Genomic DNA, 21,208 nt, shown 5'->3' with positions numbered 1-21,208 from the left:
GAATTCCTGCTGACTGTGCCTACCTTTGCATCGGCGAGTCAGAACGACCAGCTCCTGCTGAATTCCCCCAGGACCGGAAGGTAGCAAGGGTAGGTGGTTGAGCGGTGCGATTTTGGCTCGCTTTTTTTGGACTACGGATTAGCGCGAATTTTTTCGGATTGCACGGCTTTTGTAGCCGGATCCATCTGCTCGTCGCTGACCTAAGTATATAGTTTGAGGAAAACATAAAAGGCGGCCTGTTTGGGCCGCCTTTTTGTTTTTGCGTACTTTGCGCCGCCGGCCGTTGCCGGCTTCCGGAGGCAGAGCAGCCTGTTCAACGGCTCGTTCCTGAAATCCGCGAAATCCGATAAAATCCGCGCTAATCCGTGATCTGATGAAGTTTTTTCTCGATACCGCCAACCTCAAGGAAATTCAGGAAGCCGTAGAGCTGGGCGTGCTTGATGGCGTGACCACCAACCCCTCGCTGATGGCCAAAGAGGGCATCAAAGGCACCGATGCCGTGATGAGCCACTACAAGCAAATCTGCGAAATCGTGGATGGCGACGTATCAGCCGAGGTAATTGCCACCGATTTCGAGGGCATGATCCGCGAGGGCGAGGCGCTGGCCGAGCTGCACCCCAACATTGTGGTGAAAGTGCCCATGATCAAGGAAGGCGTGAAAGCTATCCGCTACTTCTCCGATAAAGGCATCAAAACCAACTGCACGCTGATTTTCTCGGCCGGGCAGGCCCTGCTGGCTGCTAAAGCCGGTGCTACCTACGTATCGCCCTTCGTGGGCCGCCTCGATGATATCGGGCACGATGGCCTGCAGCTGGTGCAGCAGATTGTGGATATTTTCAGCAACTACGGCTACCCTACGCAGGTGCTGGCTGCCTCGGTGCGCCACGTACCCCACCTGCTGCAGTGCGCCGAGTTGGGGGCCGACGTGGTGACCTGCCCGCTGAGCGTAATCATGGGCCTGCTTAACCACCCGCTCACCGACAAAGGCCTGGCTACCTTCCTGGCCGATCATAAGAAGGTGAATGCCTAACGGACTTTAGGGCCTTGGCTTGTTGTGGTCCTGGATGACGTTCAACAGCTTTTTGCAGGAACGTCATCCGAGACCCCACCCAACCAAGACCCCAAGCTCCCATCATGTACATCATCAAAGTAAAGGGCAAGGCCAAGATTCCGGACTACATTCAGTTGCGAGACCAGGAGTTTGTGCTCATAGCCTACTTCCGGGCCGACCGGCCGCTGAAGGACCTGCACCGTTACGGCCTCGAAGGCAAGGAAACCGAGCTGGCCAGCGTCATCAGCGGCCTCGAATTCGGCCGGCTGCAGAAGCTGGAAATCTAGGTTTCGGGTCAGGTACGAAGTCTGTCATGCTGAGCTTGCGAAGGACCTATTGAGAAGCTAAATAGGTCCTTCGCAAGCTCAGCATGACAATTTTCCTTTCGATCTTTCGGCAAAAACGTCCTCAGTTCTCAAAACTTCTACTCCATCAATATGACCGTTATTGAGCTGCACGATGCCTACATTATGCAGGACGTGAATACGGTGCTGCAGAAGGTGACGTTTGCGCTGGAAAAGGGCGAGTTTGCCTACCTAGTGGGCCGCACGGGTTCGGGCAAAAGCTCGCTGCTGAAGACGCTGTACGCCGATTTGCCGCTGCCCGCCGGTACCGGCTCGGTGGTGGGCTTCGGGCTGCCCCGCAGTATGGGCAGCAGCGGCAGCGACAAAGTGCCCTACCTGCGGCGCAAGCTGGGCATCATCTTCCAGGACTTTCAGCTGCTTTTCGACCGTTCGGTGGCCGATAACCTGCTATTCGTGCTTAATGCCACCGGCTGGAAAGGCAAGGCCCGCAAGCAGCAGCGCATTTCCGAGGTGCTCATGCGCGTGGGGCTGGCCAGCGTGGCCGGCAAAATGCCCCACCAGCTTTCGGGCGGCGAGCAGCAACGGGTGGTAATTGCCCGGGCGCTGCTCAACGAGCCGTTGTTACTGCTGGCCGACGAGCCCACCGGCAACCTCGACCCCGACGTGTCGGACAGCATTATGAAGCTGTTCGTGGAGATAAATAACGCCGGTACGGCCGTGCTCATGGCCACCCACAACTACCAGCTCATCGAGCAGTACCCGCACCGGGTGCTGAAGTGCGAGCAGGGCCAGCTGATTGACTCGGCCGTGACGCCTTTTGCCCTGAGCTAAGCCCGCCCGGCCCAAAAAAACCGGCCGATGCTGACAACCAATTGGCCCGCCTGAGCCTCCAGGGGTAGGCAGCGGTGCTGCCCAACGCCCATATTCTACCCGCAAGCCCCTACCCGTCGCGCATGATTGGGCTCTCCGTGCTGATTCCGGTGTTTAACAACGATGTGCGGCCGCTGGTGCGTGCGTTGCTGGCGCAGGCAGCCGATTGGCACGGTCCTGTCGAAATCCGCTGCCTCGACGATGGTTCGCAGGAGCCGTTCCGGGTGCTGAACCGGGAGCTGGCCGGGCTGCCTGGCGTGGTATACACCGAGCTGGAGCGCAACGTGGGCCGGGCAGCCATCCGCAACCAGCTGGCCGCTACTGCCCGCTACGCGTGGCTGCTGCTGCTCGACAACGACAGCCGCCTGCCCGACGACCAGTTTCTGGCGCGCTACCGGGCCGGCCGCTACCTGGCCCCAGTACTGGCTGGCGGCACCGTTTACGAAACGAGTCCCCCTGCCGATGACGCCCTGCACCTGCGCTGGCTATACGGCTGCCGGCGCGAAGCCCGCCCGGCCGCCGTGCGCCAACGTGCCCCCCATGGCCAGCTCACGCTCAACAACCTGCTTATTCAGGCCGGCGTCTTTCGGGAGTTGGGCCTCGATGAAAGCCTGACGCGCTACGGCCACGAGGATACCAAGTTTGGCTGGCTGCTGCGCCGCTCCGGCATAGTGGTGCAGCACCTCGACAACCCCGTGCTGCACGATGGCCTGGAAGCGGCCTCCGTCTTTCTGCAGAAAAGCCATGATGCCGTGCGCAACCTAGTGCAGCTGTACCGTACCGAAGGCTTGGGGGCCGATACCCGCCTGCTGGGGGCCGCCCTGCGCCTGCAGCGCTGGGGCCTGAGCGAGGCTGTGCGTACCACGTTCAGCCTGCGCCAGACCCAGGTGCAGCGTAACCTGCTATCGGCCCGCCCCAGCCTGCGCCAACTCGACGCGCTCAAGCTTTACTGGCTGCTGACAGAGCTGCGCTAAGGTGCAGGCAATGTCAGCTAGGTAGTGCATCGCTCAAGATAGGATACGCGAAAGCGCCGGCTCTTCGAGAGAAGAACCGGCGCTTTTAGCGGTTTTGCAGACAATATGCAGGCTAGTCGTTGTCGGTGTTTTTTACTTCCGACTTCACTTCCTTGTAAGCGCCTTTCACGGCTCCACCTACCTTACTACCTACTTTGGCGGCTCCCTGGCCAACGTCTTTGCCGACTTCCTTTACGTCGGAGGCGGTGTTGCTAACGGCCCGGCCCACAGCCGAACGCTCGTCCTGGGTTTCGTTGGCTACTTCGTTGGCCGCGCCTCCGATGGCGTCGGCTCCCTGCGCGGTCCGCGCTTCGGCCTTATCGAACGACTTGAAGGCGGCATACTTCAGCTTTTCCTTCTGAATTTCGGCCAGATCGTTAACCGGAATGTCGCCTTTTACTTTGTCGTAGGCTTCGTCGAGCGCCCGCCACTCGGCGTTGATGTTGCGCCAGTCGTTGATGTCGTATTTGTCTTCGTTCTGCTTGATATCATTAACGAACGACTCGTACGTCTGGCGGGCGTTGGCCGCCGTTACGCGGGTAGCCGGCGAGCTGGGCTTGTAGTACTTGCCCAACTGCATTTCGCCCGCCGAAGCCATGCCCGAACGGTTGGTCCAGGACGCCTCGCGCTTATCGTAGGCTGTGGTATAGCGGTTGCGCAGCTGCTCGATTTCCTGACGACGGGTGTCGTCATACTGGTCGGCGTATTTGTCTACGGCTGCCACCCGGCTGTCAAAGTCGGCCTTCATCTGGGCCGTTTCGCGGTTATAGTCTTCCTCGGTTGCGTTGGCCGCAGCTTCCGCTCTGGTTTCAGCGTCGGAAACGAAAGTCTGGAAATCGTTGTAGGCCTGGTCTTTATCGGCGGCCATTTCGGTTTGCTGAGTGTTGCTGCAGCTGGTCTGCGTGAAGATACCACCGGCTAGCAGCAGGGCCGAGAGAGCGGGGATGGTGAGGGTTTTGCGAAGCATAAAAAGGGGTTTAAAAAGGGAAGGGAAGTTGCTGGAGAGAGCAAAATTGGCTGGAGCCTTTGGGGTCTAACGCAAACCTGCAACCTGCGGTTGCGGTGTTTTGGGGTGCGGGTGCGTTGGGCACGGCCCGGTGTGGCGCGCTGTATATTTGCCGCTCCGGTTGTTTTTTTTGATTTTGCCTTTGTCTGTTTTGCTCTCGCCTGTCGCGCCGCCTGCGCCTATTCAGCTGCTCGATTTACCGGCCCAGCATGCTCCGCTGCAGGCCGGGCTAAACGCCGCTGCCGCCACTTGCCTGCACGAGGCCGCTTTTATTCAGGGGCCGGCCGTGGGGCAGTTTGCCGCCGAGCTGAGCCAGTACCTGGGCGGCCCGCACGTGGTGCCCTGCGCCAACGGCACCGACGCGCTGCAACTGGCCCTGCTGAGCCTGAAGCTGCCAGCCGGAGCCGAGGTGATAGTACCGGCCTTCACCTACGTGGCCACGCTGGAAGCCGCCGCCGTACTGGGCCTGCGCCCGGTGCCGGCCGATGTGCTGCCCGGCACCTTCAACCTCGACCCGCAGGCCGTAGCCGCCGCCCTCACGCCTCGCACCGGTGCCATCGTGGCTGTGCACCTGTTCGGGCAGTGCGCCGATTTGCAGGCTCTGCGCCAGCTGGCCGACCGGTACGGTGTGGCCCTCATCGAAGATAATGCCCAGGCCATTGGGGCTACGTTTCAGGCTGAAAACGGGGCCAGCTGGATGGCCGGCACGGTAGGGGAGGTGGGCACCACGTCGTTTTTCCCCAGCAAAAACCTGGGCGGCTTTGGTGATGGGGGCGCGCTGTTCACGCGTGATGCCGGGCGCGCCGACTACCTGCGCCAGCTCGCCAACCACGGCCAGACGCGCAAATACCACCATCAGCATGTGGGCCTGAACTCGCGCCTCGATACGCTGCAGGCGGCTCTGCTGCGCGTGAAGCTGCCGCACCTGCCCGCCTGGACCGCCGCCCGCCAGCATGTGGCCGCCCGCTACGACGCGCTGCTCTCGGGCCTGCCGGGCGTTGCGGTGCCGGCCCGCGACCTGCGCAGCACCCACGTTTTTCATCAATACACGCTCACCCTGGCCGACGAGCCCGGCCGCCGCGACGCGCTGCAGCAGTTTCTGGCGGCGCGCGGCGTGCCCACGGCTGTGTACTATCCGCTGCCCAACCACCTGCAGCCAGCCTACGAGTACCTGGGCTACCGGGCCGGGCAGTTTCCGGTGGCCGAGCGCCTGTGCCGCACTGTTCTTTCGCTACCCATCCACCCCACGCTTACCGACGAGCAGGTGGCTTACGTGGCGACGCAGGTACGGGCGGGGCTGGCGTAAAGGGGCGGGTTGGCCCGGTTTTTTCTTTCCGCCCCGGCAGTTCCAATTTTCTTCTTCAGATTCTTACGCTCATGCGCGCTTCCTTTCTCACTATTCTGCTGCCGCTGGCCGGCGTTGCGGCGCTTACTACAGCGGCCATCAACAAGCCCGCACAGGGCTTCAACATCTTCTCGGTGCAGCAGGATATTGAGTTGGGGGCCCAGGTGGCGCGCCAGACCGATTCGCTCTACCGGGCGAAAGGCCAGCTGATGAGCCGCAGCAGCCACCCCCGCGCCTACCAGCTCCTCGACGGCGTGGTGAAGCGCGTGCTCGACAGCGGCCAGATCCGGTACCGCAAGGAGTTTCCATGGGATGTGCAGCTCATCAAAGACGACAAGGTGCAGAATGCCTTTGCCACACCCGGCGGCCATATTTATGTGTTTTCGGGGCTGATTAAGTACCTCGACAACGAGAACCAACTGGCCGGGGTGCTGGGCCACGAAATTGCGCACGCCGACCGCCGCCACAGTACCCAGACGATGCAGAAGCAATACGGTACCAGCATGCTGCTGGGGCTGCTGCTGGGCAACCGCTCCAACGGCCAGCTCGTGCAGATTGCCGCCGGCCTGGGCCAACTCAAGTTCAGCCGCAGCTACGAAATCGAGGCCGACAAGTACTCTACCGTTTACCTCAACGGCACCCGCTACTACGCCTGCGACGGCGCGGCTGGCTTCTTCATTAAGGCCGAAAAAGAAGGCGGTGCCCGCTCCCCGGAGTTCCTGAGTACCCACCCCAACCCCGGCTCCCGTGTACAGAACATCCAGCGCAGCGCCCAGCAACTGGGCTGCACCGGCCGTAACGTGAGCAACAAAAACTTCGAGGAGCTGAAGCGCGTGCTGTAGCGCGCGGCCGGGGCCGGAGGGTACTGCTTCAGCGCATGGCTGCTCTACTTGGCGGCTTTGGTGCTACGGCCCGTTTTGGGCATTTGGTAAGAGAGTAATGGTAATTTGGCCGTCCGCGTCGGTTTGAACGCGTACTTTCGCCGGCTCCTGGCTTTCCTCTCTCAACTCCCTTTCCTATGGCTACTCCGCTCGTAACTCCACTTGCCCCTGATGCTAACCCCGAAGTGGCAGAGCTGGCGGCCTTCTTCAACGAAACGCTGGGTTTCTGCCCCAACAGCGTCCTTACGATGCAGCACCGTCCGGCCATTGCTACGGCCTTTATTCAGCTCAACAAGGCCGTAATGGCCAACCAGGGCCGGGTAACCAGCGCCCTGAAACGCCTTATTGGCTACATCAGCAGCCACGCGGCCGGTTGCCAGTACTGCCAGGCGCACACCATTCTGGCCGCAGAGCGCTACGGAGCAGAGCAGCAACAGCTCGACCATATCTGGGAGTACCCTACGCATCCGGCCTTTTCGGAGGCCGAGCGGGCGGCGTTGGCGTTTGCCGTGGCCGCCTCGGCCGTTCCGAATGCCGTAAGTGAGGCCATCGGCCAGACGCTGCGCCAACACTGGACGGAAGGTGAAATCGTAGAAATTCTGGGCGTAATCAGCCTGTTTGGCTACCTCAACCGCTGGAACGACTCGATGGGCACCCACCTGGAAGACGGCGCAGTGGCTGCCGGACAGCAGCACCTTGCCGGCCGCGGCTGGAGCCCCGGCAAGCATGCCTAAGCCGTTGGCCTGAGCACGGAAAGCAATGGCTGTTCGGTTTGCTCCGGGCGTAGCGCTTAGTCTGCGTCGGGGGCGGCGGAGGAAGTCAGCAGCACCCGGTTCAGTTCGGCCCGGTGCGTCCGCCAGTCGGGCATAAACTGGTCCACCAGGCCCCAGAAGCGGGCGTTGTGCAGCCATTCGTGCAGGTGGGTCAGCTCATGCACTACCACGTATTCCAGGCAGGGTAGGGGCCGCTTGATAAGCTCCAGGTTCAGCCAGATGCGGGCCGCCCCGATGTTGCAGGTGCCCCAGCGGGTCCGCATCTGCCTGATGCCCCAGGCCGCCGCCGTGCGCCCCACTACCGGCTCCCACTTGGCCAGCAGCCCGGGCAGCCGCTGCCGGAGCTGCTGGCGGTACCAGGCCGCCAGTATAGCTTCGCGCTGGGCGGCGGTGCTGTCGGCGGGCGCATACAGGTGCAGCTGCTGCGTGTCGGGCTGCAGCTCTACGCGGGGCCGGGCGGCGGGGCGCACTTCCAGCACGTAGGCCTGGCCCATGAAGGGCACATTATCCCCCGTTTCGTAGCGCAGCGTCGGGGCCGGCTCGCGGGCGGCAAACCGCTGCTGGTGCTGCTCAATCCAGGCCCGGCGGGCCTGCACGAATGCCTCGATGGCCGCCGCGGGCGTGTGCAGCGGCACCGCTACCCGAATGCGGCCCCCGGCGTACACCGTCAGGCGCAGGCTGCGCATGCGCTGGCGCACGAGGTCAATTTCAAGGCCGGCAATTTCCATGTTTGAAAGCTTCAGGCCGCAAGCTACAAGCTGCAAGTCTTTCTGCGGCGCCGATCTTTCTGAGACGCTAATTTCCTGGGCCTCCTGAATGGAGGCTTGTTGCCCGAAGCTTGTAGCTTGCGGCCTGAAGCTTGCCGCGCACTATGGAATCAGCCATTCGTTTTGTTATCTGCGGAGTGGGCCACATCGGGCGGCGCCATGCCGCGCTGGTGGCCGCCCACCCCGAAGCCCAGCTGGTGGCGCTGGTCGACATCCGGCCCGAGCTGGCCCCGGCGCTGGCCGCCGACTTCCCCGGCGTCCCGTTCTTCGCCTCGCTCGACGACTACCTGAGTCATGGCCCCGCCGCCGACGTGCTGACGGTGGCCACGCCCAACGGCCTGCACGCCCAGCAGGCCATTCGGGGCCTGCGGGCGGGCCTGCATGTGGTGGTCGAAAAGCCACTGGCCCTGCATAAGTCCGACGCCGAAGACATCGTACATACGGCGCTGCAAACCGGCCGCTTCGTATTTGGAGTGATGCAGAACCGCTACTCGCCGCCCGCTGCCTGGCTTAAGCAGGTGGTTGAGGAAGGCCGGCTGGGGCAGGTGTTTCTGGTGCAGCTCAACTGCTTCTGGAACCGCGACGAGCGGTACTACACGCCCGGCAGTTGGCACGGCACCCGCGTCGCCGACGGCGGCACGCTCTTCACCCAGTTCAGTCACTTCGTCGATTTGCTCTACTGGGTATTCGGCGACATCACCAACATTTCGGCCCGTTTCCGCGACTTCACCCACGAGCACCTCACCGAGTTCGAGGACTCGGGCCTGGTGACGTTCGACCTCGTACGTGGCGGCAGCGGCACGCTCCAGTACAGCACCGCCGTGTGGGACCGGAACCTGGAAAGCTCGCTCACGGTAGTAGCCGAGCGCGGCAGCCTGCGTTTGGGCGGCCAGTACATGGATAAAGTAGAGTACTGCCACCTGCACGACTACCAGCTGCCCGAACTCGCGCCCACCAACCCCGCCAACCAGTACGGCCCCTACCAGGGCTCGGCTGCCAACCATGTCCACGTCATCGACAACGTGGTAGAAACCATCCGGCAGCGCGGCGTGGCCACCACAAACGCGCTGGAAGGCCTGAAAGTGGTAGAAATGATTGAGCGGATTTACGCGCTGCGGTAGGCGGCTCTTGTACTGGCCAAACCGTATATTCACCTCTCATGCTCTCCCCCGACCCCCACGACCAGCAAGCCCACGCCGACCTCCGTGCCTGGCAGCAGCGAATGCAGCAGAAGCCCACGCTGCTGAACCGCTTTACGCGCCAGCTGCAGGCCCGGCTCAATGCGCTGCTGCCCGAAAAGCTGCACCGTGCCCTCACGGCTACTATCCAGAAAATGGTGGAGGGCGTGCTGTTCGGCTCGCAGCACACTACGCGCCAGCCGGTGCAGGATGGTACGCTGGCCGAGCGCGAGGCGCGGGTACGGGCCCGCATCCGCAACTACCGCAACGCGGCGGCCGTGGAGGGCGGCGCTACCGGGGCCGCCGGCTTCCTGCTGGGCCTCGCCGATTTCCCGCTGCTGCTTGGAATCAAGCTCAAGCTGCTTTTCGATATTGCCGCCCTTTACGGCCACGACGTGCGCCAGCTTTCCGAGCGGCTCTACCTGCTGCACATTTTCCAGCTGGCCTTCAGCAGCCAGCATACCCGCCGCGAAACCTACCGCCAACTGGCCGACTGGCCCTCCACCGGGGCCACTGCCACCGCCGAAACCTTCGACTGGCGCCAGTTTCAGCAGGAGTACCGCGACTATATCGATCTGGCCAAAATGGCCCAGCTGCTGCCCGTGGTGGGCGCGGCCGTAGGTGCAGTGGCCAACTACCGCCTGCTGGCCCAGCTCGGCGAAACGGCCATCATGGCCTACCGCCTGCGCTGGTTCGCCGAAGCGCCTGAGTCGCACCCGACTGCCCCACCGGCCGCATTGTCCGAATAGTGCCGGCTGGTAAGAGGACGAAATTATAAATATTCTGGCGGCACCCGTGAAAATATTTTGCGGGTGTATTTTATTGATATTTAGTGTGTTGGGTGTTGGTATTTGCCGCTATCAAGAGGGCGGTTCGCGCGGTTAACCGGTGCCGAACCGCCGGGGTGAGCAGGCAGCTAGTTGCCGGGGCAGCAATCCGGTTCTACCTTTGACGCATCAATTCTTTCTTCCCCGAAGGATTGTTTTTATAAAGAGGCGCTGAGAGACAGGCTCGATGAAGCGTCGGCAACCATCCGCAACCGCGGGCACGGTGCCAAGTCCTGACCATATAAAAACAAGTTACCGTGGACGCCTCCAACAACGCCCTGCTTTCTTCTGCCGCCCTTATTGCTACGCCCGCCGTGTTCCGGTACCGGGCTGGTATGTGCTGTTGGGGCTGTTGTTGCCGGGCCTAACTACCGGTTGCGGGCCGCTATTCCCGCCTAGCCGCTGAGTAAGCGCGGGCCCGGGGCCCGCCGATTTGCCGGCTTCCCCTTCTTTCCCTTTCGCTGGATTATCCACAGGCCTGCGCAGGTCTGTTCGGGCCGTTGGGCTCGTCTGGATTCGTGGGCGCTAACGCCATGATACGGGCCGGAAGGTGTGTGATCTGCTGTACTCAGGGGTTTTCTTCCTGCTTTTTACCCTCTTTTTTTCTTGGATATGACTGCTGCCACCAAGCCTATTGGCATCTATTTCGAGCACCCCGACTGGTTTAAGCCACTGTTTGCCGAGCTAGACCGGCGCGGGCTGGCCTACGAAAAAATCGACGCCGCCCATCACCTTTTCAACCCGGCCGAGCAGCAGAGTCCCTACAGCCTGGTAGTGAACCGCATGAGTTCCTCGGCCTATTTGCGGGGCCACGGGCAGGGTATTTTCCACACGGCTGGTTACGCCACGCACCTCGAACGCATCGGCACGCGCATTATCAACGGCTCGGCGGCCACGGCTATCGAAACCAACAAGGCCCGGCAGCTTTCCCTGTTCGAAGCGCTGGGGCTGGGCTATCCGGCTGCGCGGGTTATAAACCACGCCAGCCGGGCCGTAGAGGCCGCCCGCGAGCTACGCTTTCCGGTAGTAGTGAAGGTGAACATCGGGGGCAGCGGGGCGGGCATCATCCGCTTCGATACACTGGCGGGCCTGCAAGCCGCCGTAGATGCCAACCAGTTGGACCTGGGCCTCGATCAGACGGCGCTGGTGCAGGAGTACGTGGCGCCCCGCGGGGGCCACATCCACCGGGTCGAAACGCTCGATGGCAAGTTTCTCTACGCCATGAAAGTGTACACCACCGGCGAGAGCTTCAACCTGTGCCCGGCCGAAATCTGCCAGATTCCGGAGGAGCAGTCGGCGGAGTTCTGCCTGACCGAAGCGCCTAAAAAGGGGATTCAGGTGGAAGCCTTTACGCCCCCGGCCGAAGTAATCGAAGCCGTCGAGCGCATCGTGGCCGCCGCCAGCATTGATGTGGGCGGCGTAGAGTATCTGATTGATGAGCGCACTGGCCAGGTGTTGTATTACGACATCAACGCCTTGTCCAACTTCGTGGCCGACGCCGTGAATGTAGTTGGTTTCGACCCCTATGCCCGTTTCGTGGACTACCTCGAAGCCCAATTGCCAACCCCCGCCAACGCGCTGGTAGCCATACCGCAGGCCGAGGTGGCGGTTTAAGCAAATCTTCCTGAAAACCCGGAGCCCCAGGGCTTCTTAACCGACCTGAATACATGAAATTTGGCTATTGGATGCCCGTTTTCGGGGGCTGGCTGCGCAACGTGGCCGACGAGCAGATGCCCACCGACTGGACTTATGTGAAGGAACTGGCCCGCCGCAGCGAAACGCTGGGCTACGACCTGACCCTTATTGCCGAGCTCTACCTCAACGATATCAAGGGGCCCGAGGCACCCGCGCTGGAAGCCTGGAGCACGGCCGCTGCGCTGGCGGCCGTTACCGAGCAGCTCGAAATTATGGTGGCCGTGCGGCCCACATTCCATCAGCCGGCGCTGCTGGCCAAGCAGGCCGCCAACATCGACCTGATTGCGCCCGGCCGTCTCTCGCTGAACGTGGTATCGAGTTGGTGGCGCGATGAGGCCACCAAATACGGCCTGCACTTCGAGCAGCACGACGACCGCTACGCCCGTACCCGCGAGTGGCTCGATGTGGTGAAAAACGTGTGGGAGCACGACCACTTCAGCTACGCGGGTAAGTACTACCAAGTGGACGATAACGTGCTGCAGCCCAAGCCCGCCAAGGCCCCGTTCCTGTACGCCGGGGGCGAGTCGGAGGCAGCCAAAGACCTGATTACGAGCCAATGCGACGGCTACGTAATGCACGGCGACTCGCCCGCCCAGATTGGGGCCCGCATTGCCGATATGCGCCGCCGCCGCGAGCAGAAGGGCCTGCCGCCGATGAAATTCGGAGTGGCCGGCTACACCATTGTGCGCGAAACCGAGCAAGCCGTAAGCAAGGAGCTGACCCGCATCACCGACGTGAAGGCCACGGCTGCCGGCTTCGGCAACTACCAGCAGTGGCTGGCCGGTACCCAGCTCGAGCAGCAGGTGTCGCTGCAGGATTACTCGGTTTCCAACCGGGGCCTGCGCACGGGTCTCACCGGCACGCCCGCCCAGCTTCAGGACCGCATCGGCGAGTTCGAGCGGGTCGGGGTCGATTTTTTCCTGTTGCAGGCCAGCCCACAGCTCGAAGAAATGGAGCGCTTCTCGGAGTCAGTTATCCGGGTGCTGGCTTAAGTTAACATTCCGCGGGCCACTCCCGGCCCGTAATTTTCTTACCCGAATGGGCCCCGCGGCAAGCAGGGTCCATTCTTCCTTGTTTTATGCTTAAGAAATCATTGGAACTGCTGCGGCAGGAAGCGGCCGAAACCGGCAGCAACACCCTCAAACGAAGCCTCAACGGCTTCAACCTCATTACCATCGGCGTCGGCGTAATTATCGGGGCCGGGCTGTTCTCACTCACCGGCATTGCCGCCGCCAACAACGCCGGCCCGGCCATCACGCTCTCGTTTATCGTGGCGGCTGTGGGCTGCGCATTTTCGGCCCTGTGCTACGCCGAGTTTGCCTCCATGGTGCCGGTTTCGGGTTCGGCCTACACCTACGCCTACGCCACCATGGGCGAGCTTTTTGCCTGGATTATCGGCTGGGATCTGGTACTCGAATATTCGGTGGGCGCGGCTACGGTGGCCATCAGCTGGTCGCAGTATCTGCTCAATTTCCTGGCCAAGTACGGCATCCACCTGCCCCCGCAGCTGGTTATGTCGCCGTTCGAAACGGCCACGCTGGCCAGTGGCGCCGAGGTGCATGGGCTGGTGAACGTGCCGGCCATGCTCATTGTGCTGGCCATTACGCTCATCATCATCCGGGGGACGGCCGGCTCGGCGTGGTTCAATGCGCTGGTGGTTACGCTGAAAGTGGCCGTGGTGCTGGTGTTCATCGGCCTGGGCTGGCAGTACATCGACCCCGCCAACTACCAGCCCTATATTCCGGCCAACACCGGCACGTTCGGCGAGTTTGGCTGGAGCGGAATATTGCGCGGGGCGGGCGTCATTTTCTTCGTGTTCATCGGCTTCGACATCGTGGCCACGATGGCGCAGGAAACCAAGAATCCGCAGCGCAACCTGCCCATCGGCATCCTCGGCTCGCTGGCGGTCTGCACCGTGCTATTCGTGCTTTTCGGCTACGTGATGACGGGTTTGGCCAACTACACCGAGTTCAAGAACAGCGCCGCGCCGGTGGCCATTGCCATCGAAAAAACGCCCTACGCCTGGCTGTCGGGAGCGGTTATTCTGGCCATCATCATTGGTTACACGTCTGTTATTCTGGTGGATTTGCTGGGCCAGAGCCGGGTGTTTTTCAGCATGGCCAAAGATGGACTGCTGCCCCCGGTGTTTGCCCGCATCAACGAGCGGTTTCGCACGCCGCTGCAGTCCAACCTGCTGCTGGGCCTGTTCATTGCCCTGTTCGCGGGCTTCGTGCCCATCTCGGTAGTGGGCGAAATGACGAGCATCGGCACGCTACTGGCCTTCGTGATGGTGTGCGCGGGCGTGCTCATCATGCGCAAGCGCGAGCCCGACGCGCCCCGCCCTTTCCGTACGCCCTGGGTGCCGCTGGTGCCCATTCTGGGCATCCTCACCTGCCTTGTGATGATGGTGTCGATGCCTTGGGAAACCTGGCTGCGGCTGGCCGTTTGGCTGGCTATCGGACTGGCCATTTACTACGGCTACGGCCGTAAGCACAGCAAGCTGGGCCAGCAGGCCCGGGCCGCCGCCGCCGCGCAGCAGGCGCAATAGCCCCAGCGCCGGCAGGCACTGCCCGCACAGGCAGGAGGGGCATCAATAACCATATAAGCGACAGGGCCCCGACGATTATTCGTCGGGGCCCTGTCGCTTATGTGGTCGATGAACTGTCAGGTTAGCCCTTATTCTGGCGCTTGGCCTGGTGCTTGGCCTTTTTGTCGGCCTGCATCTGCGCATACTTGGTGTACTGGTCGGCACTCAGGATTTGCTTGAGCTGGGCGTCGTACTGGGCCCGTTGGCCCTTCATGGCCTGGTGGCGCGCCTTTCTGTCGGCTTTGGCAGCCGGACCGGCCTGGCCTTTGTAAGCCTGCTGCTGCTGGATACGGGCCAGTTGCAACTGGCGCACCTGCTGCCCCTGAGCGGCCGATAGGTTGAGGCTTTTGGTGAGCTTCTGTGCGGCGCGGTCGGCGCGCTGCTCAGGAGTCAGGTCTTGCTTCTGGCTCTTCTGGTATTGGCCACGAACGGTTTTTACCGGAGTGGTCTGGGCTGAAGCGGCGGCAGAAATCGAGAAGGCAGCAAGGAGAATGAGGAGCTTTTTCATGGCGTATGTAAGGGGAAAGTGCTGTTTGCAGAAATGGTGTCCGACAGCCAGCCAATCCGGCTGCGGGCTTCTGATAGAGCAATTGCAACTCCGGTGCCAGTTTGTGCCGATGTTGCCCCGAATACACATCTTTTAAAATTTAAATTTCCCTGTTAAACCTTTGATTATATTTTCTATCGTTAGTTTTAAATGCCTGATTGTTAGTTGATTGTATTTTTTTGCGAGCATTATAACCTGCTCATACTGTTACTCCACCAGCAGCAGGTTACGGCGGCGGATGTAGGCCTCGCGCTCCTGCCAACGCACCCGGTACCACAGATCCTGCCGGCCCAACACCTCGAACCGGTCGCCGGCGGCAGCGGTGGTCAGCCAGGTGGCCCCGGCGCTGGGGCCGGCCATAAGTGGGGCGCGGGCGCGGGCTACCAGCCCCATCCGGCCGGGAGCCAGCACGTTCAGCGCCAGGCCCACGCCTAGTAAGTAGCCGCCGTACACAACCCACCAGACCCGGTCGGCGGTGCGGCGGCGCAGCAGCAGGGCCGCCCCAGCCACCACGGCCAGCAGCAATAGCCCCTGTAGCAGGCGGTAGTAGTAGCGTTGCAGCGCAATAAATAGGTTCTGCCGCCAGGTGTCGGGGTAGCCCGTCAGGCGATGCTCCTGGGCGAGGCTCACCATCTTCTGCCAGGTAGCGTAGCGTGGCTCTAGGCTCTGCGACACGCTCAGGTAGTAGAGGGCGGCCGGATAATGACCCAGCGCCTCCTGGGTGTAGGCCATGCGCAGCGCCTGCCGGCCCGATTGCAGTCCGTCGTGGTTGCGGGCCTGCCGGTACCAGGGGTAAGCCTGGGCCACCTGCCCGGCCTCGTACAGCGAATCGGCTTTTTGAAGCGCCGGACTAACATTTTGGGCCTGAATCGGTTGGGCGAGACTCAGGAGGAGCAGGAAAAAAAGGGGGGCTTTTTTGAGCAAAACAGTTGCACAGTTAAATCCAGGACTCTACTTTTGTGCCACAATCAGCCACAAGGGCGGGTTGCCAGTACAAAGAAACTGATTCTGTAGCTCAGCTGGTAGAGCAATACACTTTTAATGTATGGGTCCTGGGTTCGAATCCCAGCGGGATCACCAAAACCCTTCCTACGCCTTGTAGGGAGGGTTTTTTCTTTTTACTTCAACGAGTCCGCGAGCCGTCGGCTGCGCTGGTCGCGCCCGGCCCGGCGGCCCAACCGACCTTTTCGCGTGCTATATTTGTTGCTTCCGCGCTGACCTTCAAATCAGCCTCATCAGCGACCAAATCAGCGAAAATCTGTGATTGTCTGCATTGCCGAAAAGCCCAGCGTGGCCCGCGAAATTGCCCACGTACTCGGCGCCGACCGCCGAATGGATGGCTACTACGAGGGCAACGGCTACCAGGTAACCTGGACGTTCGGCCACTTCTGCCAGCTACGCGAGCCTGAGGACTACCGCCCCGAGTGGAAGCGCTGGAGCATCCACGATTTGCCCATGGTGCCCGAGCAGTTCGGCATCAAGCTCATGCTGCGCGATGATGGGGTGGTGCGCCAGTTTGCCGTTATCAAGCGCCTGCTGGCCGCCGCCGACGAGGTAGTAAACTGCGGCGACGCGGGCCAGGAAGGGGAGGTGATTCAGCGCTGGGTGTTGATGGAGGCCAAGTACCGCAAGCCCACCAAGCGCCTCTGGATTTCCTCGCTCACCGAGGAAGCCATCCGCCAGGGTTTCCAGAACCTGCGCGAGGGTTCCGAGTTCGACTCGCTTTACCAGGCCGGTAAAAGCCGGGCGGTGGGCGACTGGCTGCTAGGCCTGAACGCGACGCGGCTGTTCACGCTCAAGTATGCGCCCGGCCAGCGGCAGGTGCTCAGCATCGGACGGGTGCAAACGCCCACGCTGGCGCTGCTGGTCGACCGTTTTCACGAAATCCAGAACTTCCGGCCCGAGCCCTATTGGGTACTGCGCGCCGAATATCGGAGCACCATGTTCAGCCACGTGGCGGTAGTAAAACCGGGCAAAGACGACGATGAGCCCGACGAAAAAGCGCGGCTCAAGGCCCGCGGCTACTTCGTGACCCAGCAGGAGGCCGACGAGGCCCTGGCTCGCGTAACCGGCCAGCCGCTGACCGTCACCAGCGTCATCATCAAAAAGGCCCTGGAGAGTCCGCCCGCGCTGTTCGACCTGACCTCGTTGCAGGTGCAGTGCAACAACCAGCTAGGCCTCTCGGCCGAGGATACGCTGAAAACGGTGCAGGGCCTCTACGAGAAGAAAGTGGTGAGCTATCCGCGCGTCGACACCACGTTTCTGCCCGACGACCAGTACCCCAAAATTGCCGGCATCCTGCGCGGGCTGGGCAATTACGCGGCCCTCACGGCCCCGCTGCTGGCGGCTAAAATCCGCAAGAGCGCCAAGGTCTTCAACAACAACAAAGTAACCGACCACCACGCCATCATCCCGACCGGCGCTAATGCGAACGGCCTCGGCGGCAACGAACAGCGGGTGTACGACATCATCGTGCGCCGCTTCCTGGCCGCGTTTTACCCCGATTGCGAAGTGTCGAACACCACCGTAACGGCCGACGTGGCGGGCCTCACGTTCCGGGTCCGGGGCCGGCAGATTCTGAGCCCCGGCTGGCGCGAGGTGTACGGCGACCCCGAGAAGCAAACCGTGGCCAACGAGAAGCGGAGCAGCAGTAGCAGCGACGACGACGACGTGGTGGGCACCGTGCTGCCGGCCTTCGTGAAGGACGAAACCGGCCCCCACCAGCCCCGCCTCGACGCCAAGCAAACCCAGGCCCCGCGCGACTACACCGAGGCCATGCTGCTGCGCGGCATGGAAACGGCCGGCCGCAACGTGGACGACGACGAGCTGCGCCTCGCCATGAAGGAAAACGGCATCGGCCGCCCCTCCACCCGCGCCGCCATCATCGAAACGCTGTTCAAGCGCGGCTACATTATCCGCGACAAAAAGAAAATTGTGCCCACGCCCACCGGCGTCGAGCTGATTGGTCTCATCCGCAACCCCACCCTGAAGTCGGCGGAGCTGACGGGGCAGTGGGAGAAGAAGCTGCGCCAGATTGAAGGCGGCGAGCTGGACCAGGAGCAGTTTCTGGGGGAGTTAAAGCAGCTGGTGCGCGAAATGGTGCAGGAAGTGAAGCAGGACGGCTCCGGCCGCGCCATCAGCACCACGGCCCCGCCTGCCGGCTCCGTTCCTGCTGGTAAAGCGGGGGCCACCGCTGGCAAAGCCGCGGCACCAGTTCCCAAAGCGGCAGCTACCCCAGCCATGCCCGGAGCACTTGGGACTTGTCCGGCTTGTGGTACCGGACACGTGCTGCGGGGCAAAGCGGCGTTTGGCTGCTCGCGTTGGAAGGAAGGCTGCCAGTTCCGGTTGCCGACCGAATTCGAGGGCAAAAAGATTACTGACAAGCAAGCGGGCGACCTGCTCAAAAAGGGCCGTACCCAGGTGATGAAGGGCTTCCTGGACGACGATGGCAACAAGTTCGACGCCGCCATTGTGCTCACGCCCGCCCGCACGCTGGAGCTGGCGCGGGCCGCCGAAAGTAAGCCCACCACCAGTACCGACCCCGGCCAGATACCCTGCCCCGTCTGCCGGCTGGGCCAGATGCTGCGGGGCAGCAGTGCCTGGGGTTGCTCCCGCTTCCGCGAAGACTGCCAGTTCCGGGTGCCCTTCGCCTGGGGCGGCAAAACCCTCACCGACGCCCAGATGAATCAGCTGCTGCGCAAGGGTAAAACCGGCGTCATCCGGGGCTTCGTATCCACCAAGACCGGCAACCGCTACGAGGCCGTGCTGCAAATTGGGGCCGAAGGGCGCATTGAGCCGGTGTTTGGGCAGGGGTAAGTTGGTCTGAGAAGTCGACGCAAAAAGAACGTCATGCTGAGCGGAGCCGAAGCATCTCTACCGCTTCGTTGTAACTGTTCACTTGAAGCGGTAGAGATGCTTCAGCTCCGCTCAGCATGACGTTCTTTTTATTTCCTCACGCATCTATTTTCCATGTCTCCCCAACTAGGTAAAACCATTTTCCTGCTCGGCCTAGGCCTGATGCTGCTTGGGGCCCTGCTGTGGCTGGGGGGCGGCTCGGGGTGGTTCAGTTGGTTCGGGCGGCTGCCGGGCGATGTGCGGGTGGAGCGGCCGGGCTTCCGGCTGTATGTGCCGTGGGTGTCGATGCTGCTCATCAGCGCCGTGTTGAGCTTGCTGCTGGCACTGTGGCGGCGGCTGGGCGGGTAGGGGAGCCCCAGTCGGAGTTCTGCTAGTAAACAGTGCGAATAGCTGACCTGCTAACGCCGGCAACAGCAGGCCGCTAACTATTGCGGTGCAGGACTGTTCAATAAGCTCAAGTGTACAAGACGGTTACGAGCGGCGTAACCGTTTACGTAAGCAGGTTCGGGCAAACCGTCCGAAGCGCGTACCTTGATGCGCCGCCACCGAGGCCGGTTCTTCGGCCCAATCCAACCTAACACCTGCTTCTGTTATGCCCAAAATCGTTTCTCCCCAGGTCGAATTTGCCCACCTGCTAGCCCAGACCAAAGCCGCCGCGCCCGAAATATTCGCGCCCGACGGCACCAGTTTCCTGAACCTGCTGGAAGGCCGCTGGCAGGAGCCGGGCAAACCCCGCGACTTCATCTCGCCCATCGATGGGAGCGTGATTGGCCGCCTGCCGATGCTCGATGAGGCCACCGCTTTGCGCGCCGTGCAGGCCGCCAAGGCCGAAGCCGCCGCCTGGGCCAACACCGACCTGGATGAGCGCAAGCGCCGGGTGCAGGACTGCCTGACCCAGCTGCAGCCCCACGTCGAGCTGGTGGGCAAGCTGCTGATGTGGGAAATCGGCAAGACCTACAAGCTGGGCTTCACCGATATCGACCGCGCCATCGACGGCGTGCAGTGGTACGTGGACAACATCGAGGGCATGCTCGGCAAGCGCACGCCGCTGGGCCTCGTCAGCAACATTGCCTCCTGGAACTACCCCATGTCGGTGCTGCTGCACGCGGTGCTGGTGCAGGCGCTGTGCGGCAACGCGGTCATCGCTAAAACGCCTACTGACGGCGGCTTCATTTCGTTGAGCCTAACGTTTGCCATTGCCCGCCGCTGCGGTTTGCCGGTGACGCTGGTCAGCGGCTCGGGCGGCGAGCTGAGCGACGTGCTGGTGCGCCACGCGGCCGTGGATTGCCTGAGTTTCGTGGGTGGGCGCTACAACGGCCGCAACATTGCCGATGCGCTGGTGCAGAACGACAAGCGCTACATGCTGGAAATGGAGGGCGTGAACACCTACGGCATCTGGGACTACTCCGACTGGGACGCTATGGCTCAGCAGCTGCGCAAGGGCTACGACTACGGCAAGCAGCGCTGCACGGCCTACGTGCGCTTCGTGGTAGAGCGGCGCCTGTTCCCGCAGTTTCTGGAAACGTACTGGAATACTATTCGCGAGCTGAAAATCGGCAACCCCACGCTGGTTGATGCGCCCGGCGACGCGCTGCCCGACCTGGCGTTCGGCCCCGTCATCAACGCCGCTCAGGCTCAGGACCTCGATCGGCTGTACCAGGACGCGCTCAAAACTGGGGCCACGCCCATCTACGAGGGCCAGCTCGACGACGCGCTGTTCCTGCCCGGCCAGGACCGGAGTGCCTACCGCGCCCCGCGGGCGCTGGTGAACCTGCCGCGCCAGAGCGAGCTGTACTTCAAGGAGCCCTTCGGCCCCATCGACAGCATCATTCTGGTGGATAGGGTGGAGGAGCTGGTGGGCGAGATGAACATTAGCAACGGGGCGCTGGTGGCCGCCATTGCTTCTGACGATGCCAAGCTGGCCGCGCGCACGGCCAAGGAGGTGCGCGCCTTCAAAGTGGGCCTCAACCAGCTCCGCTCCCGCGGCGACCGGGCCGAAGTGTTCGGTGGCCTCGGCGAGTCGTGGAAGGGCGCCTTCGTGGGCGGCGCGCTGCTGGTGGAAGCCGTAACGCAAGGCGACAAGCCCATCCTAGGCAACTTCGGCGACGCTATCCGGCTGCCTGAGAATATTTAGTAGCCGTTTGGCTGCACTACGGCAGCCCGCAACGCAAAGCCCCGCCCAAAGCACTAAGCTTCGGGCGGGGCTTTGCGTGATATGTATCTTTTAATATAATTTGTCAACTGGCTGTGATTTAAAGGCTTATATCTTTGACATTCATTTCACTAATATTGATATCAGTTCTGATTTTAGCTTTCACACTTTGTGTATAAAAGCTAAAGCAACTATTTATACTTTCACTGCCTTTAAAAATTTTAATACTTCCAGTTTGAGATTCTATGTTTAAGTCAAATACTCTGTATAAATAATAATAATTATTTAAAGCTATCATACATTCCAATTCATTTCTTGTAAAGAACACTTCCCCAAATGAGTTTTTAGTAGTAGTT

General features: G+C 61.7%; 20 protein-coding genes, 1 tRNA gene, 1 other RNA gene and 1 riboswitch. Of the genes, 17 read left to right on the top strand and 5 right to left on the bottom strand.

What is annotated here, in order from left to right; genetic code table 11:
- Positions 1-30: 30 nt before the first annotated feature.
- From ffs to HW554_RS13050, 5 genes are all read left to right on the top strand, one after another.
- An RNA gene (gene ffs, locus HW554_RS13070) (signal recognition particle sRNA small type) lies at positions 31-127 on the top strand.
- Between the two features lie 246 nt (positions 128-373).
- Complete coding sequence (fsa, locus tag HW554_RS13065; RefSeq protein WP_176909034.1) at positions 374-1,030, top strand: fructose-6-phosphate aldolase; 657 nt, start codon at positions 374-376, stop codon at positions 1,028-1,030.
- A gap of 104 nt (positions 1,031-1,134) precedes the next feature.
- Positions 1,135-1,338, top strand: a complete 204-nt coding sequence (locus tag HW554_RS13060) for a fructose-6-phosphate aldolase (protein WP_176909033.1) — start codon at positions 1,135-1,137, stop codon at positions 1,336-1,338.
- Between the two features lie 150 nt (positions 1,339-1,488).
- Positions 1,489-2,187, top strand: a complete 699-nt coding sequence (locus HW554_RS13055) for a cell division ATP-binding protein FtsE (RefSeq protein ID WP_092737006.1) — start codon at positions 1,489-1,491, stop codon at positions 2,185-2,187.
- Positions 2,188-2,309: 122 nt separating this feature from the next.
- On the top strand, positions 2,310-3,200 hold the full coding sequence (locus HW554_RS13050; protein WP_176909032.1) for a glycosyltransferase family 2 protein: 891 nt from the start codon (positions 2,310-2,312) through the stop codon (positions 3,198-3,200).
- Positions 3,201-3,312: 112 nt separating this feature from the next.
- Here the strand turns inward: HW554_RS13050 and HW554_RS13045 are convergent, their stop codons facing one another.
- The gene (locus HW554_RS13045) at positions 3,313-4,206 is read right to left on the bottom strand and encodes a DUF6565 domain-containing protein (protein WP_176909031.1); all 894 of its coding nucleotides are present in this window, start codon (positions 4,204-4,206) and stop codon (positions 3,313-3,315) included.
- Positions 4,207-4,387: 181 nt separating this feature from the next.
- Between HW554_RS13045 and HW554_RS13040 the strand changes: the two genes are divergently transcribed.
- The 3 genes from HW554_RS13040 to HW554_RS13030 all read left to right on the top strand — a co-directional run bounded on the left by HW554_RS13040 (position 4,388) and on the right by HW554_RS13030 (position 7,205).
- Positions 4,388-5,551, top strand: a complete 1,164-nt coding sequence (locus HW554_RS13040; protein ID WP_246285217.1) for a DegT/DnrJ/EryC1/StrS family aminotransferase — start codon at positions 4,388-4,390, stop codon at positions 5,549-5,551.
- A 71-nt stretch (positions 5,552-5,622) separates the two neighbouring features.
- Complete coding sequence (locus HW554_RS13035; RefSeq protein ID WP_176909029.1) at positions 5,623-6,432, top strand: M48 family metalloprotease; 810 nt, start codon at positions 5,623-5,625, stop codon at positions 6,430-6,432.
- Between the two features lie 176 nt (positions 6,433-6,608).
- Positions 6,609-7,205, top strand: a complete 597-nt coding sequence (locus HW554_RS13030; protein WP_176909028.1) for a carboxymuconolactone decarboxylase family protein — start codon at positions 6,609-6,611, stop codon at positions 7,203-7,205.
- Positions 7,206-7,261: 56 nt separating this feature from the next.
- Here HW554_RS13030 and HW554_RS13025 read toward each other — a convergent pair whose 3' ends face one another.
- On the bottom strand, positions 7,262-7,972 hold the full coding sequence (locus tag HW554_RS13025) for a M48 family metallopeptidase (RefSeq protein ID WP_176909027.1): 711 nt from the start codon (positions 7,970-7,972) through the stop codon (positions 7,262-7,264).
- Positions 7,973-8,115: 143 nt separating this feature from the next.
- Here HW554_RS13025 and HW554_RS13020 point away from each other — a divergent pair, with 143 nt between their 5' ends.
- From HW554_RS13020 to HW554_RS13000, 5 genes are all read left to right on the top strand, one after another.
- Positions 8,116-9,132 (top strand): Gfo/Idh/MocA family protein, encoded by a 1,017-nt coding sequence (locus HW554_RS13020; protein ID WP_176909026.1) that lies wholly within the window; start codon positions 8,116-8,118, stop codon positions 9,130-9,132.
- A 38-nt stretch (positions 9,133-9,170) separates the two neighbouring features.
- On the top strand, positions 9,171-9,938 hold the full coding sequence (locus HW554_RS13015; RefSeq protein WP_176909025.1) for an EcsC family protein: 768 nt from the start codon (positions 9,171-9,173) through the stop codon (positions 9,936-9,938).
- A gap of 233 nt (positions 9,939-10,171) precedes the next feature.
- Positions 10,172-10,264: riboswitch (SAM riboswitch) on the top strand.
- Between the two features lie 364 nt (positions 10,265-10,628).
- Entirely contained in the window at positions 10,629-11,630 is a 1,002-nt protein-coding gene (locus HW554_RS13010; protein ID WP_176909024.1) for an ATP-grasp domain-containing protein, read from the top strand.
- 53 nt (positions 11,631-11,683) lie between these two features.
- Positions 11,684-12,703, top strand: a complete 1,020-nt coding sequence (locus HW554_RS13005) for an LLM class flavin-dependent oxidoreductase (RefSeq protein ID WP_176909023.1) — start codon at positions 11,684-11,686, stop codon at positions 12,701-12,703.
- Between the two features lie 86 nt (positions 12,704-12,789).
- The gene (locus HW554_RS13000) at positions 12,790-14,259 is read left to right on the top strand and encodes an amino acid permease (RefSeq protein WP_176909022.1); all 1,470 of its coding nucleotides are present in this window, start codon (positions 12,790-12,792) and stop codon (positions 14,257-14,259) included.
- Positions 14,260-14,380: 121 nt separating this feature from the next.
- On the opposite strand, the gene HW554_RS12995 is transcribed toward HW554_RS13000, so the two are convergent.
- Both HW554_RS12995 and HW554_RS12990 read right to left on the bottom strand, forming a co-directional pair.
- Positions 14,381-14,806 carry a DUF4890 domain-containing protein gene (locus HW554_RS12995; protein WP_176909021.1) on the bottom strand — a complete coding sequence of 142 codons (426 nt, stop codon included), beginning with the start codon at positions 14,804-14,806 and terminating at the stop codon, positions 14,381-14,383.
- Between the two features lie 246 nt (positions 14,807-15,052).
- Positions 15,053-15,769: an SH3 domain-containing protein gene (locus HW554_RS12990; protein ID WP_176909020.1), complete on the bottom strand. Its 717-nt coding sequence runs from the start codon at positions 15,767-15,769 to the stop codon at positions 15,053-15,055.
- Between the two features lie 80 nt (positions 15,770-15,849).
- Between HW554_RS12990 and HW554_RS12985 the strand changes: the two genes are divergently transcribed.
- From HW554_RS12985 to HW554_RS12970, 4 genes are all read left to right on the top strand, one after another.
- Positions 15,850-15,925 (top strand) — tRNA-Lys (locus tag HW554_RS12985).
- Between the two features lie 180 nt (positions 15,926-16,105).
- Positions 16,106-18,661, top strand: a complete 2,556-nt coding sequence (locus tag HW554_RS12980) for a type IA DNA topoisomerase (protein ID WP_176909019.1) — start codon at positions 16,106-16,108, stop codon at positions 18,659-18,661.
- 153 nt (positions 18,662-18,814) lie between these two features.
- A complete protein-coding gene (locus HW554_RS12975) occupies positions 18,815-19,048 on the top strand; it encodes a DUF2905 domain-containing protein (RefSeq protein ID WP_176909018.1) in 234 nt (77 codons plus the stop codon).
- Between the two features lie 244 nt (positions 19,049-19,292).
- A complete protein-coding gene (locus tag HW554_RS12970) occupies positions 19,293-20,834 on the top strand; it encodes an aldehyde dehydrogenase family protein (protein ID WP_176909017.1) in 1,542 nt (513 codons plus the stop codon).
- Positions 20,835-20,952: 118 nt separating this feature from the next.
- Here HW554_RS12970 and HW554_RS20410 read toward each other — a convergent pair.
- The coding region (locus HW554_RS20410; protein ID WP_218134710.1) for a DUF3883 domain-containing protein at positions 20,953-21,208 on the bottom strand (256 nt) is incomplete at its 5' end.

The organism is Hymenobacter lapidiphilus, assembly GCF_013377885.1.
Lineage (GTDB): Bacteria > Bacteroidota > Bacteroidia > Cytophagales > Hymenobacteraceae > Hymenobacter > Hymenobacter lapidiphilus.
The sequence above is the reverse complement of the archived record's forward strand: the minus strand, read 5'-3'. Positions and strand labels throughout refer to the sequence as shown.

Coding starts and splice junctions, on each gene's coding strand:
- HW554_RS13015 (WP_176909025.1), top strand. CDS start 9,171: ATGCTCTCCCCCGACCCCCACGACCAGCAAGCCCACGCCGACCTCCGT.
- HW554_RS13020 (WP_176909026.1), top strand. CDS start 8,116: ATGGAATCAGCCATTCGTTTTGTTATCTGCGGAGTGGGCCACATCGGG.
- HW554_RS13045 (WP_176909031.1), bottom strand. CDS start 4,206: ATGCTTCGCAAAACCCTCACCATCCCCGCTCTCTCGGCCCTGCTGCTA.
- fsa (WP_176909034.1), top strand. CDS start 374: ATGAAGTTTTTTCTCGATACCGCCAACCTCAAGGAAATTCAGGAAGCC.
- HW554_RS13025 (WP_176909027.1), bottom strand. CDS start 7,972: ATGGAAATTGCCGGCCTTGAAATTGACCTCGTGCGCCAGCGCATGCGC.
- HW554_RS13055 (WP_092737006.1), top strand. CDS start 1,489: ATGACCGTTATTGAGCTGCACGATGCCTACATTATGCAGGACGTGAAT.
- HW554_RS12995 (WP_176909021.1), bottom strand. CDS start 14,806: ATGAAAAAGCTCCTCATTCTCCTTGCTGCCTTCTCGATTTCTGCCGCC.
- HW554_RS12975 (WP_176909018.1), top strand. CDS start 18,815: ATGTCTCCCCAACTAGGTAAAACCATTTTCCTGCTCGGCCTAGGCCTG.
- HW554_RS13005 (WP_176909023.1), top strand. CDS start 11,684: ATGAAATTTGGCTATTGGATGCCCGTTTTCGGGGGCTGGCTGCGCAAC.
- HW554_RS13010 (WP_176909024.1), top strand. CDS start 10,629: ATGACTGCTGCCACCAAGCCTATTGGCATCTATTTCGAGCACCCCGAC.
- HW554_RS13050 (WP_176909032.1), top strand. CDS start 2,310: ATGATTGGGCTCTCCGTGCTGATTCCGGTGTTTAACAACGATGTGCGG.
- HW554_RS12970 (WP_176909017.1), top strand. CDS start 19,293: ATGCCCAAAATCGTTTCTCCCCAGGTCGAATTTGCCCACCTGCTAGCC.
- HW554_RS13060 (WP_176909033.1), top strand. CDS start 1,135: ATGTACATCATCAAAGTAAAGGGCAAGGCCAAGATTCCGGACTACATT.
- HW554_RS13030 (WP_176909028.1), top strand. CDS start 6,609: ATGGCTACTCCGCTCGTAACTCCACTTGCCCCTGATGCTAACCCCGAA.
- HW554_RS13035 (WP_176909029.1), top strand. CDS start 5,623: ATGCGCGCTTCCTTTCTCACTATTCTGCTGCCGCTGGCCGGCGTTGCG.
- HW554_RS13000 (WP_176909022.1), top strand. CDS start 12,790: ATGCTTAAGAAATCATTGGAACTGCTGCGGCAGGAAGCGGCCGAAACC.